The following is a 13,213-nucleotide window of genomic DNA, read 5'->3' on the forward strand; positions in this document are numbered from 1 at the left end:
GGGGTGGAGCAGCCCGGTAGCTCGTCAGGCTCATAACCTGAAGGTCGTAGGTTCAAATCCTACCCCCGCAACCAAAAATAATCGACATACCAAAGGCCTAGACCCTGACCGTTCGAGTCGGGCTTTCGGCGGTCCAGTTCTTGTCGACGCCCAGTCAACGTTTGAAGCGGCCACCTACGCCGAACGACGAGCTCCGGCTTCGGTTGGATGAAAGACAGTGGCAGAGCACGGTGAAGAGAAGCGGTCGATCTGCCTGCAGATGACGGCGGTAGAGCGACGGTGAGACGTTCTTTACGGGAATGCTTGTGGATGGCCTCAAGGGCTTACCTCCTCCGTCGGGCAGATCATTGCTGGGCCCCTGCTCCATCATCGCTCTGTCGCCAGCGCCGCCGATGCCGCCGATGTGGCGCAGCTGCTGCTGACCGCCGTAGACCTGCCGACCGACGCCGCAAACCGCTATCTGCACGCCTTTTCCGCCAGGCAGCACCAGCGCATCTCGATTGCCCGGGTGCTGGCCTCGCGGCACCGGGTCCTGATCTGTGACGTACTGAGCTCGGAGCTGGACCTGCCGGTTCGAGCGCAGATCCTGAACCTGATGAAGGATCAGCAGGCGCGGCTTGGGCTGACGATCCTATTCATCAGCCAAGGCCTCTCGGTTCTGCGCGAGATCCCCAAGATCTCGGCCACAGTGGAACTGTTCACCTGCCCCGCTGCCCTGCCCACTGGTTCTGCAACGCTGGCGCGTTTCCTGCCCGGTTTGCGACCGGACAGGATTTCCCTGTGGTTACCGCATCCCGGCCTTGACGAAACTGTCGATCACCTGCCGCTGCAGCGCGATATAGATCGCCAGCACCGGTAGACAGGCCAGCGAGGAAATCGCCATCAGCGGGCCCCATTGATTGCCTTCCTCGGTCAGGAACATCTGGATGCCGATTTGAATCACCGTGGAATTCTCGGACCTTGTCAGCAGCAATGGCCAGAAATAATCGTTCCAGGTCGAGATGAAGAGCAGGATCGCCAGCGCCGCCAGCGGCGCGCGCAGATTGGGGACGACCACCCGCCATAGCACCCGCCAGTGGCCAGCGCCGTCCATCTCGGCAGCCTCGATCACCTCAGTCGGAAATGACCGCATAGACTGCACCAGAAGCAGGATGGCGAAGGCAGAGACCATATTGGGCAAGAGCAGCGCCAGAAGATTGTCGACCAACCCCAGCCGCGAGACGAGGATGTAGTTCGGGATCATTACCACCTGAAACGGCACCAGCCAGGTTAGCGCGATCAACGCGAAGAGCAGCTTGTCCAGCGGAAAGCGCCAACGCACGAAGGCCCAGGCGGCCAGTACTGCGGTCAGCATTTGCGCCAGCGTGCTGGTCACCGCGTAGATCGCCGTGTTGCGCAGCATCGGCCAGACGGCAATGGAGTCCATCGCGTAGGTATAGTTGTCCAGCGTCGGTGAGCCGGGCCATGGCAGGCTGCTGTAGATGTCATTCTCGGGCCGCAGCGAGGTCACGAACATCCACCAGACCGGAAAGATGGACACGATGGCCAACGGGATCATCACCGCATGCGGCACCCAGCCGCGTCCGGTTGCGGTTTTAGTTGTCATGGAAAGTCACCCGGTTCATGAGCCACAGAAGGCCAGCGGCGACCACGCCGAAGCCCGCGAAGAGCAAGATGCCCGCAGCCGAGGCCCAGCCCGCCGCAAGGCTGCCGAAGCCGAACTGCCAGAGCAGATAATAAATGTTGTTGGAACTTCCCAAGGGTCCGCCCTGGGTCAAGACGTGGATGTAGGTGAAGCTCCATTGCGCGCCCAGCAGAATGGTCAGCAGCACCAGAAGGAAGATCACCGGCGACAGCAGAGGCAGGCGGATGCGCCGCGTGACCTGCCATTCGGTGGCGCCATCAAGGCGCGCAGCCTCGATCAGCGCGGGGTTGATATTGGCGAGGCTCGCCGAGACGATCAGCGTGGAAAAGCCGATCAGCTTCCAGCCGGTGATCCAGACGATGGTCCAGATCGCCAGATCGGGGCTTTGCAGGAACCGAACCGGGTAAAACCCAAGCGCCTGAATCGCCATGTTGACCAGCCCGAAGCCCGGGTCCAGCAACCAGCGCCAGACTGCGGCAGCGGCGACAGGCGCAATGATCAGCGGCACGAAGATCAGCCCGCGGTAGAGGTTGCGCCAACGCGGCGCCAGATCCTGGGTCAGGATCGCGGCGGCCACCGGCAGCGCGACGGTCAGCGGCAACAGGCCCAGCAGATACCACAGCGTGTTGCGCAGGGCCTGCGCCATTTCGGGCAGGTCGATCAGGCGTTCGTAATTCAGTGTCCCAACGCTGCGGATCGGCGCGAAGGGCAGCATGTTCCATTCGTGGAAGCTGAGCCACAAAGCGTAGCCCAGTGGTCCGTAGATCCAGACGGCCAGCGCCACCAGCGCCGGCGCCAGATAGAGCCAAGGCGCGAGGGGCTGGCGTAAGATGGCACTAAGCAGGCCGGCGCGGCGCGGAAATGGCATCGTCGTTTCGGACATCGGGCGTCCCCTTCTGGTGTAATGGGGCAGGCCACCGGCCCGCCCCCTTTGGATCACGACGGCATCAGCGCCTGCGCGCGGCGTTGCGCGTCGGCCATCAGCGGGGCGATATCGTCCGACGGGCCGAAGACCGCGCGCTCGGCGGCGTTCACCATCGTCTGCACGATCTGGCTGTAGTTCGGCCCGGCATGCGGCATCGCCGGTTCCAGCCGCTCCAGTTGCGCCAGATTGGGCAGGATCAGCGGGTTCTCGCGGATCCACGGCGCAAGGAATTCCTCGCTCTCGATGGCGTTGGGCCGCAGCGGCAGATAGCCGATTTCCGAGGTGATGACTGTGTAAGCCCAGTCCGAGGTGAGAAAGCGCATCAGATCCCAGGCCGCGCGCTGACGGGCCGGATCGCGGGTCATCAGCACCAGCGCCGAGCCGGAATTCGTCGGCCGCACCGGGAGGTCGCCGAAGGACGGCATCGTGGTCGCCCGCAATTCCCAGTTGCCCTCGGCGCCGCGCAGCAGGGTATTCTGCACCGCGCTGGTCTGCAGGTACATCCCGCCATTGCCCGCCGCCATCGCCTCGATGGCAGCGAAGTCGAAGACGGCTTCATAGGCGCCGGTCTGCGCGAGGCGGCGCAGAATAGTCAGCGCCTCTAGCGCTTCGGGTTCGGCAAACATCAAGGTGCTGCGGTCCTCGGACAGCACGCGCCCGCCGGCCGAGCGGATCACGCCCTGAAACAGCCAGTCGCCGGCCGTGTTGCCGAAGATGCCGGTCAGCAGTCCGGGCTTGCCGGTCGCCTGATGGATGGCGATGGCAGCGGCATGGACCTCTTCCCAGTTGGTTGGCGGGGCGTCCGGGTCCAGCCCGGCGGCGCGGAACAGGTCGGCGTTGTAGAACAGCACCGGCGTAGAAAAGACATAGGCCAGCCCGTAGGTCTTTCCGTCCAGCTGTCCCAGCCGCACGCCATTGGCCACCATCCCGGACAGATGCGCGTCGAGTTCCTCCTGCGGCACCGCGTCTTCCAGCGCCACGGCGCCCAGATAGTCACGCGCATAGGCAAGGCCCGAGAATGCCAGCTGCGCCACATCGGGACCGATGCCGGCGACCATATCGGCTTGAATGCGGCCCATCAGCTCCGACACGGGGACCGGCACGCCCTCGACGGCACGCTGCGGATGCGCCCCGGCGAAAGCGTCGAGCATCTTGCGGGTTGCCTCGGCACCGATCCCGGCCGAGGCGAGGTTGTAGTTATAGAAGCGCAGCGCGTCCTGTTGCTGGGCAAGCAGGCTGCGCGGCCGGAAAGTGGCGGTGGCGGCAAGCGCGCTCACCAGAAGGGTGCGACGGTCAAGCATAGGAAGAACTCCGGGGATGGGCGGAAGGGACGGGCACCGCAGGGTGCCCGCCGGCGGGGTCAGCGCGGGACGAGGGACTGCGCGCGGCTCTGGGCATCGGCTAGGATCGTCTCGATGTTGTCATCGGCGCCGAACACGGCCTGTTCCGAGGCATTCATCATCACCGTCAGGATCTGGCGGTAGCTGGGGCCGGGCAGCGGCACCCACGGCACCAGCGAGTCGAGCTGGTCAATGTTCGGCTGCACCACCGGGTTGGCCCGCAGGAAAGGCGCCAGATACTCCTCGCTGGTCACCGCATTCTGCCGCAGTGGCACATAGCCGATCTGCGATGTGATCACGGTGTAGCCATAATCCGAGGTCAGGTGCTGCATCAGTTCCCAAGCCGCACGCTGGCGCACAGGGTCCTGCGTCATGATGACCAGTGCCGAACCCGAATTGGTCGGCGTGGCCTGCTGATCACCGAAGGTCGGCATCGGCGCGGCGCGCAGGTCAAAGTTGCCTTCGGCCCCGCGCAGCAGAGCACCCTGAACCGCGCTGGTCTGAAGGTACATGCCGGCGTTCCCGCTGGACATCGCTTCGATGGCGGAACTTGAGGGTACCAGCGGCATCGCCCCCGCCTGAGCGATGGCGCGCAAGGTGGCAAGCGCTTCGACCGCTTCCGGCTCGGCGAACATCATCGTGCCGCGGTCTTCGGACATCACTCGCCCGCCGTTCGAACGCAGGAAGCCCTGATACAGCCAGTCATAGGCCGAGGGTCCGAAGATGCCGGTCAGCAGGCCGGGGTTGCCGGTCGCCTCATGGATCGCGATGGCGGCGGCGCTGACGTCTTCCCAGGTGCGGGGCGGTTGATCGGGGTCGAGACCAGCCTCGATGAACAGATCGGCGTTGTAGAACAGCACCGGCGTCGAGAAGACATAGGCCAGCCCGTAAAGATCGCCGTCGACGCGCGCCAGTTCGATCCCACGCGGGAACATGCCCGACAGATGCTCGTCCAGTTCTTCGGCAGGGGCGATGTCATCCAGCGCCGGAACGCCGAAGTTTTCCACCAGATAGCCGAGGTCGGCGAAGATGATCTGGGCGATATCCGGGCCTTGTCCGGCGATCACATCGGCCTGCACGCGGCTCATCACTTCCGAAGACGGGACGGGTACGCCTTCGACATTGATCAGCGGATTGGCCTCGGCGAACGTTCCCAGCATCTCCAGCGTGCCCTCGCGGCCCAGACCGGCCGAGGCGAGGTTGTAATTGTAGAAGCGGATGGTGACCGGCTCTTCGATGGCAGGGGCCATCTGGGCGAAAGCCGGGAAAGGCAGCGCTGCGGCGATAGCGCCGAGCAGCAGGTGGCGGACGGTTTTCATGTCATATCTCCGGGGGTTAGCGTTTCAGGCGGCGAATTGGGCCGCGCGCGCGGCCTCATACGCCTGCAGCTGTTCGATGGTCGAAATTCCCAGCTCGCGCCGGTCGCTGGGCAGGGGCGCGCAGGTCACCGTCAGCCCGCTGTCGCGCAGCGTGCACAGCGAGAAGGACGTGCCCTGAACGGAACGGATGCTGTCCACCATGGGGTGCAGCGGATCGAGCGCCGCATGCAGGCCCATGCCGACGATCAGCGGGATGCCGTGCCAATGGGTGAAGCGGTCCTGATGGATATGGCCCGAGAAGATGCCGGCGATCTGACGGCCCTTCAGCATTTCGGCCAGCCGGTCGGTGGCGGCGAAGGACAGGCCCTCCCATTCCCAGTCCGGGTCCTGATCCAGCGCCGGGGCATGGTGCATGACGAGGATCTTGGGAAGGTCAGGATGCGCATCGAGCGCCGCCTCAAGGAAGTTGAACTGCGCCTCAACAAGATGCCCGCCGATACGCAGCGGGTTCGAGGTGTCGAGGGTGATCAGATGGATCCCGTCGATCACCTGATGATGGTCATAGGTCTGGTCGGCGCTGTCGGTCGATCCCAGAAGCCCGGCGTAGAACCCCTCGCGCGTGTCATGGTTGCCAAGCGCCCAGACGACGGGAATGTCGAACCCCTCCATCATCCCGGCCAGCGCGCGGAACGAGGCCGCGTCGCCGTGGTTGGTAAGATCGCCGCTGGCGATGACGAAAGCGGGGCGCGGTTCGATCTGCCGGATCATCCCGAGCACTTTGCGGACTGTGGTGGTGGTGTCGCTGCGCAGCTTGCTGTCCATCAGTTCGGGGGCGCTGACATGCAGGTCGGTAATGTGGACGAAGGTAGTTTTCATCAGGTTTCTCCTTGGGGAAATTGTTCAGGTAAGGCTCTGCTCGACCCAGGCTTGGAACGGCTTCTCACCGCCCATCGCACGGGCGGCAAAAGCTTCCGCGCTGCTTTGCGTGCGCTTCAGCTCATCAAGTGCGGCGTCCAGATAGGCCGCCTCGATCCCGAAGATCGCGGCATGGGCGGTTTCCGGCACGCGGGACAGCAGCGACGCATCGGGGCGCCAGAGCGTGCCGGTGGCAAGAAAATCCGCCATTACCTGTTCGCGCGGGACCCCCAGCGCGAGCAAGATCAACGCGGCGGCAAAGCCTGTGCGGTCCTTGCCGGCGGTGCAGTGGAAGAACACGCCGCGGCCGCTGGCGCTGGCGAGATGCCTGAGAAAATCGGCATAGACCGGCAGATGCAAACTGGCGAAACCGGCATAGGCGCCGCGCATGGCGCTTGCGGCGCGCTCGTAGTTAGCCGCCTCAATCGCCTGCGCCAGTTTCGCGCTGGCGCCGCTGTCAATGGGCAGGGCGACGGCATGGTGGTGCAGATCCTGCGGCAGACGGTTCGGGCGCTCGGATACCTCATCGGCGCGGCGGAAATCCACGACCAGTGCCAGATCGCGCTCGGCCAGCAGGGTGCGCCACTGATCTTCGGTCAGGTCATGCAGCGCTGGGCCCCGCAGGAACGCGCCGCGCCGGACCTTGCGGCCATCGGCGGAAATGCCCTTCATCACCCGGAAATTGGGGTGAGACCCGTTGAAGACGGGGTCCCAGTCGTTGGTGGCGTTGGTGGTCTGCATGTCCTGCTCCGGCCGCTAACTACCGGATCACCATGCGCCCTGCCCTGAATCGCCCCCGTGACACTGGCCCCACGCTTTTTTGAAAACCGCCAAACAATGTTCGGCAGATGTCATGCGCATGACGGCCGGCTGACACGTCCCCGATTCACCGCGGGCTTAGACAGGGGAAAACTGGAAGGGATATTCACCGATGGCCAAGCTGATCTTCGAGGATGTAACCAAGTGTTTCAACGATGTCGTTGCCGTCGACCGCTTCAACCTCACCATTGCTGAGGGGGAATTTGTCGCCCTCGTTGGCCCGTCGGGCTGTGGCAAGACCACCTCGCTGCGGATGCTCGCCGGGCTGGAATCGATCAGCAGCGGCGCGGTGCATGTCGGCGACAAGGATGTTACCCGGCTCGCCGCCCGCGACCGCAATCTGGCGATGGTGTTCCAGTCCTATGCGCTTTATCCGCATCTGACCGCAGCTGAAAATATCGGCTTCTCGCTGACGCTGAAGAAGATGCTCAAGGCCGAGATCGCCACGCGCGTGCATCAGGCCGCAAACCGCATGGGGATCGCCCATCTTCTGCACCGCCGGCCCAGGGAATTGTCCGGCGGGCAGCGTCAGCGGGTAGCTGTGGCGCGCTGCATCGTGCGCGAACCGGCGGCCTTTCTTTTTGACGAGCCGTTGTCTAACCTCGACGCCAAGCTGCGCGGCACCGCACGGATCGAGATCACCCGGTTGCAGAAGGCGCTGGGGATCACCACGCTCTATGTCACGCACGATCAGGTCGAGGCGATGACCATGGCCGACCGGATCGTCATCATGGAAGGCGGGCGCATTCGCCAGATCGGCGCGCCGATGGACCTGTATCACAACCCCTGCGACCTGTTCGTTGCCACCTTCCTCGGCTCACCGGCGATGAACGTGCTGACCGGGACGCTCGGCAGGGACGGGCACCGCGTGTCCTTCACCACAGGCGGCGTCACCTTGCAGCTGCTCGAAGGCATTGATTGCCCCGCCGGCCCCGCCACGCTGGGCCTGCGGCCGGAACGAATCCGCGCGGAACCGGCCCATGCAGCAGGCGATCTGACGCTGCCGGCATCGGTGGTCCATGTAGAACGGCTGGGCGCCGAGACGCTGGTGCAGTTCGAGGTGACAGGCATGCCCGGGCTGGAATTGACCGCGCGGTTGTCGGGCACGCTGGCTCTGGCGCGGGGCGACAGGCGCGCCTTCTCGGTCCCCGCCGAGGCGCTGTATCTCTTCGATGCCGAAGGCCGCAGCGTTCCTGTCCGCCGCGCGCAGCGCTTCATCCCGGCTTTCAGCGAGGCGGTCTGAGGCTCAGAACCGCAGCAGTGGCACCATTCCGGGGCCGGGGGCCGCAAACATCTGCACGGCGATGTCTAGGACGATTCCAATCACCACCTCGGGATCATCCAGATCCAGCCGGTTGTCGATCAGCACCCGCATCCGCGACTCGCGGCCCTGGACATGGGTGCGGATGCCGAGGATCGCATGCACCCGCCACCCGATCTCAGCCCGGCTGAGCCAGGGTGCCTGCGCCAGCAGGCTGTCGATGATGATCTGATGCGGCGTCATCTCGGTGTCGATCTTGGTCAGCTCGGGTGTCACCGGCTTGACGAGCAGCGAGCCGATCTGTGACAGGAAACGGATCTCGGGGCTTTTGCCCACCGTCGGCCGGATCAGCGCATCCAGCACCTCGCGCAGCGGCGGCGCTCCGGCCTGCGAACGCTCCACCGCCTGTTGGAACAGCTCCACCCGGCGCAGGTTGATCCGCGCATAGACCCGTTGCGCGACCACCGCGATCAGCGCGTCCAGCGAGCCGAAATGATAGGACACCGCCGACAGACTGACCCCGGCGCGCTGCGCGATGGAGCGCACCGTAAGGTCACGCAGCTGCGCGCCATGACCGACAAGGTCGATGCAGGCGTCGATCAGCGCATTGGGGACCGTGGAGGCGGCGGGTAGAGCCATGAGCATCGCCTTGACCAGTGAGCGGCGCAGGATGGCAGGCATTCGTAACGGTCCGATGACAGAAGAAAGCCTGCCCGCGTCAGCCGCCCGTCATCTTCCCGGGTCAGGCTGGACGCTTTACGGTTCTCGGCAGAGGGACAAGTTCGAATTGCGCGTTTGTGGGGGGGAGAGCTCAACTATCATGGCCCCAGCCTGCTCAACCGAGTGATCGCATGCGTGCCGGAGAGGTGCGCCTTGTGCCAAGTCTGCGCGTTTGGGCACTGTGCGCCATCCGGAGGGTGACCAGACCGTCAAACACGGGTCCGCAAGAAAGTTACAGACCCTTGGCAGGGTGATCGTGATCGCCGCGGGGGTCGGGAGCAGCGCTCGGGCACAGTAGGAACTGCGCTTTACCCCCTCTGTGCCGGCAAATTCCTTGATCTATGCCAAGTTCCTTGAAGACTGGGCGCAGCGCGCTACCGTGAAGTCCGAGGGAATGAGACCATCCGGTTGTTCCCGGCGGGCACTCTCGCGCGTGATGCGGCTAGCTACCTCGACCGGATGCGCAGCGGCGGGATCGACATCGCCTGTTTCGTGCCGGGCTACGCGCCGGGCATGATGACCGAAGCGACCATTCCGGAAGCGGGAGGCTTCGGGCTAGGGAATGCGTCGACCAACGGCATCGTGGACAAAGACGTCCGAATAGTCGCCTGTCCGGGTGACTGGGTTCAGTCCGGAATGCAGCGTCTCCAGTTGCGTGTTTCGCACGCAGAGCATGGCCATGATCCTAGCCAACTTCGCCGCAATCCATTTTTCGTCGTCCTTTTTCATTGCCCGAGGATAGCTGCATCCTTGCCCTCTCGCCACGATTCGGACCTTGCATCCCGCCTATCTTCTCGTACAGGCCCGTGCCTGGTCGCGAAGCACGGCATAATCGGCAAGCCAGCGCACAATCAGCGCCCCTTCGGACAGCACGGCGACTTCTTCGGCCACGCGTGCCTGCTCGTCCCGGCTGTACGCCACCACCGGCGGGCAGGCGCCGGGCGGGGCGTCAGAATCCGCCGTCGCGCAGGCGGTCAAGGAGATCATCACGGCTGCGAGGGCGGCGCGCGGCGGCGCCCAGCATCTGGCGTTGGATCGCATCAGCGCGCTCCATCATGTCGAGACGCTGGCCGGCGCGCCCTGCGCGCTCACCCATTCGGCGTAAGTTGAGGATGAACAAAGTGACCGTGAGCGCGACAATAACTATGGTCGCTGCTCGAAGTGCCCAAGACCGGGCAATTATCTGGGTCAGAAGCCAGCCGATCACCGCCGCCCCCTCTTCCAATCATCGATGCGCGCGTGGATCGCGACGGCGATCCCGCCCAGCGCCACGGCGATGAACACCCATCGCAGGGTATCGAGATAGGGCACCAGCGGTTGGATCGACGATTGCGCTTCAGTAAAAGCCTCCTGCACGACCTCCAACCCAGCGGCGCCGACAGTGGCCGCGCAGGCCGCTCCACCCCCACGCAGCGTCCGACTGTCGGCCAGGACCTCGCGCGCGGGCGGGACCTCCGCGGAAAACGGCACTGTGCGCGCCGCAAACGACTCACCCCAGGACCGCGTTGGGCCCAGATCGATGTGCATGAAGCCCAACCGAGGGTAGTACCCAAAGCCAAGGAACCCCACCGTGCGCGCTGCGGCCTCAAACGCCACCGGGTCGTGGTTTGACATGGCGATGTCGAAGGCGGTGCCCAGCATGTGCCTGGACGCCGGCGCGCCGCCGACGGCACGGTTGTGCTCGGGACTGCGATAGGCCGACAGCACGATGAGCGGCTTGGCAAGACGGTTGCGCAGGCGCTGCAACCTGTCCATCGCTTCCGTGTTGAACTTGAGGGCGCCAGTGCCGCGGCAGGCCATCTCGGCCGGAGAGTAGCTGGGCCAATGCCAGACGGTTTCGGGCACGTCGCGCCAGTGGGCATAGGTCAGGGTCGTCATGATGTCCTCCAATTAGACAAAACCCGCCTTTGGGGCGGGTTGCGGTGGGCAATGGGAAAGGGGGCTATGCGTAGCGCTAGGGGCTTGAACCAAAGATCTTGAGCTTGAGCGCGATCCCGGCGAGCAGGCCGAGCATGACGCCGGTGGTGATCATCCGCACGGCCGTCTGCATCGCGGTGCGACGTACGAGCCGGATGCAGTCGAGCAAGGAGCGCAGATCCCGGATGTCGAGGGCAGCCTCCTCGCCGTCGAGGCCGACATTGGCCAGGGCGCGCCTGGCGCCAGCTTCGGCGGCGCGCGCCAGCAGGTCCTCGAACTCGGCATCGGGCATGCGAATAGGGTGCTTGCCGGAGCGGCTTGGTGTCAAGGTGGCAAAATCCTGCGTATTAATTCGTCGCGGTCGGACGAGAGAACTGACTGATCCGAGGTCAGGTCAGGGCGACTTTGTCCATCACCGCGGCGTTGTAGGGCCCCGCGAGCGGATCGAGGGCGAAGACCGTGTAGTCGAACCCGATGAGCGCCGGCAGCGAGAACTCCCCGCTGCCGTTACTCTGGCCGTGGAACAGGTATTTCTGATCCCCCCGGGCGACGGCGACCACGGGTCGTGAGACCGGCGCGTCGTCTGCGCGCACGATGCCCGAGAGCGCCCCGTACAAGGCTGGTGCGCTGTCACCCTCCGTGCCTGTCGAGAAATGCGACAGGTACGCGGGGAAACCTGTCCCGGTGCGACCGATCACCGAGAAGCCGGTATCGTTCGTGCTGGTATTGGACGCAGGGACATCCCAGGCGACGGGCTCGGGCTCGCCGATCGGCCAGGCCTTGGCGAAGACGCTGACGGTCCCGGTGCCTTCGACCCGCAGGCGCACAGTGATGGGCCAGCGATTGCGGCCCAGCGCGGCCAGATCGATCGTCCCAAGGTCGCCCTCGGCGCCCGAGGTGTTCCGGCGTCGAACCGCGACCGTTGACGAATGCGGCGCGACGAACACCGTACCATTCGGCGTCTGCGACCAAGTCTCGGGGGATCGGCAGAAGCACCGGCTGGTCTGATTGTTGAACGGGTACGGCACTACCGCGAGGATCTCGTTGGTCTCGCTGGGTGTGTCATCAGCAGTGATCCGGAAACTCGACCCTCCACCGCCGCCGCCTGCGCGGCCAAAGACCGATTGCAATCCGCAAGGGCCAAAGAAGCTCTTGAACCCGCCGCTGGTCAGCAGGGCGAGATCGGCTTCGGTATTGCTGAAGGCGTTGTCGGGCGTGGCCCAGCGCGCTGGGGCCAGCCATCTGAAGTGGGCCATGGTGTCAAAACTCCACGATGATGGTGTTGCTCGCCGGCGGGGCGAAGGGGGTGTCGGGCACAGTGAGGGTGATGTCCCCGCCTCGGGCGGCGCGTAGGGACCCGGCGCAGGCGGCGATGTCTCGCCGAACGCTAGGGTGAACGCTTCGCTTTCGGGCGGGCTGAAGGGCCCCCGCTGAAGGCGAGGACGATGCTGTCCGCCTCGGGTGGCTCATAGCGGTCCGGGGGTGGGGGCGCTGCACCACCGCGTTGGGCAAGAATCGCGGCCCGCATGAGGAGCAGGCTCATGCGATGCTCCCCGCCAGCGCACACTGAATCACCCAGGCGTCGGCCCCGCGCTTGGTTAGGGCTGCGCCGGAACAAGGCCCGTCGAGGTCAACCGATCCGGCAATCACGCCGTTCAGGGAACCGGCGGCCATCGGTCAGAGCATCGCTGATGAAGTCGAGGCTCCAGCGTTCGTTGGCTACCTGTGGCACGACCATCGGACGCCGTGTGCCCAAAGCCCGTTTGCGTCCGCCGCGCTTGCGCACCTAGAGCCTGCGCAATTTCTTGAGGTTCATCACAATCCCTTGCCGGTCCAGCATGATGTGAATGCGCCGATAGCCAAACCGGCGCCTTTCGGCCGCGACAGCCCTCATCGCAGCCCTCTCGGCGGCATCGTCCGGGCGGATACTCCTATAGCGGATGCTTGAACGCTCCACCGCCAGCACCTCGCACGCCCGACGCTGGCTTATCTCGTGCAACACCACGACATGCGCCACCGCCTCCCGCTTTGCATCGGGCGTCACATTTTTTTTGCTGCAACATCCTTCAGAACGGCCAGGTCGAGCATCGCCTCGGCCAGGAGCTTCTTCAGCTTGGCGTTCTCGTCTTCAAGCGCCTTCAGCCGCTGTGCCTCCGACACGTCCATGCCGCCAAACCACGCTTTGTATTTATAGAACGTCGCCGAGCTGATGCCGTGCTTGCGGCAAACCTCGGCCGTCGGCGATCCGCCCTCCTGTTCCTTCAGGATCCCGATGATCTGCGCTTGCGTGAAACGTGATTGCTTCATTGTCCGTCTCCTTGCGTGGACGGACTCTACCAAAAACTGCAGGAG

Annotated in this window: 13 protein-coding genes and 1 pseudogene; 2 read left to right on the forward strand and 12 right to left on the reverse strand. The window is 64.7% G+C overall.

What is annotated here, in order from left to right; translation table 11 throughout:
* The first annotated feature begins 403 nt into the window (after window positions 1-403).
* The gene (locus tag EAE28_RS15310) at window positions 404-859 is read left to right on the forward strand and encodes an ABC transporter ATP-binding protein (RefSeq protein ID WP_127107823.1); all 456 of its coding nucleotides are present in this window, start codon (window positions 404-406) and stop codon (window positions 857-859) included.
* On the opposite strand, the gene EAE28_RS15315 is transcribed toward EAE28_RS15310, so the two are convergent.
* The 6 genes from EAE28_RS15315 to EAE28_RS15340 are packed head-to-tail and all read right to left on the reverse strand — an operon-like array spanning window position 785 to window position 6,885.
* Entirely contained in the window at window positions 785-1,606 is an 822-nt protein-coding gene (locus tag EAE28_RS15315) for a carbohydrate ABC transporter permease (RefSeq protein ID WP_127107825.1), read from the reverse strand. The two genes, EAE28_RS15310 and EAE28_RS15315, sit on opposite strands and share 75 nt — an antisense overlap.
* Window positions 1,596-2,528 carry a carbohydrate ABC transporter permease gene (locus tag EAE28_RS15320; protein ID WP_127107827.1) on the reverse strand — a complete coding sequence of 311 codons (933 nt, stop codon included), beginning with the start codon at window positions 2,526-2,528 and terminating at the stop codon, window positions 1,596-1,598. Before EAE28_RS15320 ends, EAE28_RS15315 begins: the two co-directional genes overlap by 11 nt.
* Window positions 2,529-2,581: 53 nt before the next feature.
* Window positions 2,582-3,871, reverse strand: a complete 1,290-nt coding sequence (locus tag EAE28_RS15325; RefSeq protein WP_127107829.1) for an ABC transporter substrate-binding protein — start codon at window positions 3,869-3,871, stop codon at window positions 2,582-2,584.
* 59 nt (window positions 3,872-3,930) lie between these two features.
* Entirely contained in the window at window positions 3,931-5,229 is a 1,299-nt protein-coding gene (locus EAE28_RS15330; protein WP_127107831.1) for an ABC transporter substrate-binding protein, read from the reverse strand.
* A gap of 24 nt (window positions 5,230-5,253) precedes the next feature.
* Complete coding sequence (locus tag EAE28_RS15335) at window positions 5,254-6,105, reverse strand: metallophosphoesterase (RefSeq protein ID WP_127107833.1); 852 nt, start codon at window positions 6,103-6,105, stop codon at window positions 5,254-5,256.
* Between the two features lie 24 nt (window positions 6,106-6,129).
* On the reverse strand, window positions 6,130-6,885 hold the full coding sequence (locus EAE28_RS15340) for a tyrosine-protein phosphatase (protein ID WP_127107835.1): 756 nt from the start codon (window positions 6,883-6,885) through the stop codon (window positions 6,130-6,132).
* Window positions 6,886-7,075: 190 nt separating this feature from the next.
* Here EAE28_RS15340 and EAE28_RS15345 point away from each other — a divergent pair, with 190 nt between their 5' ends.
* A complete protein-coding gene (locus EAE28_RS15345; protein WP_127107837.1) occupies window positions 7,076-8,206 on the forward strand; it encodes an ABC transporter ATP-binding protein in 1,131 nt (376 codons plus the stop codon).
* A 3-nt stretch (window positions 8,207-8,209) separates the two neighbouring features.
* Here the strand turns inward: EAE28_RS15345 and EAE28_RS15350 are convergent, their stop codons facing one another.
* From EAE28_RS15350 to EAE28_RS24230, 6 genes and pseudogenes are all read right to left on the reverse strand, one after another.
* Window positions 8,210-8,905 carry a TetR/AcrR family transcriptional regulator gene (locus EAE28_RS15350; protein WP_127107839.1) on the reverse strand — a complete coding sequence of 232 codons (696 nt, stop codon included), beginning with the start codon at window positions 8,903-8,905 and terminating at the stop codon, window positions 8,210-8,212.
* 825 nt (window positions 8,906-9,730) lie between these two features.
* Window positions 9,731-9,931, reverse strand: coding sequence for a hypothetical protein (locus EAE28_RS15355; protein ID WP_127107841.1), 201 nt, complete (start codon window positions 9,929-9,931; stop codon window positions 9,731-9,733).
* Between the two features lie 216 nt (window positions 9,932-10,147).
* Window positions 10,148-10,822 carry a YcbK family protein gene (locus EAE28_RS15365; protein ID WP_127107845.1) on the reverse strand — a complete coding sequence of 225 codons (675 nt, stop codon included), beginning with the start codon at window positions 10,820-10,822 and terminating at the stop codon, window positions 10,148-10,150.
* A 76-nt stretch (window positions 10,823-10,898) separates the two neighbouring features.
* Window positions 10,899-11,153 (reverse strand): DUF6127 family protein, encoded by a 255-nt coding sequence (locus EAE28_RS15370; protein ID WP_181954496.1) that lies wholly within the window; start codon window positions 11,151-11,153, stop codon window positions 10,899-10,901.
* 97 nt (window positions 11,154-11,250) lie between these two features.
* Window positions 11,251-12,117 carry a hypothetical protein gene (locus EAE28_RS15375; protein WP_127107849.1) on the reverse strand — a complete coding sequence of 289 codons (867 nt, stop codon included), beginning with the start codon at window positions 12,115-12,117 and terminating at the stop codon, window positions 11,251-11,253.
* Window positions 12,118-12,521: 404 nt separating this feature from the next.
* Window positions 12,522-13,168: pseudogene (locus tag EAE28_RS24230) on the reverse strand (transposase); the annotation flags it as partial.
* Between the last annotated feature and the right edge of the window lie 45 nt (window positions 13,169-13,213).

The sequence above is a fragment of the Pararhodobacter zhoushanensis genome, assembly GCF_003990445.1.
In the GTDB taxonomy this organism is placed as follows: Bacteria; Pseudomonadota; Alphaproteobacteria; order Rhodobacterales; family Rhodobacteraceae; genus Pararhodobacter; species Pararhodobacter zhoushanensis.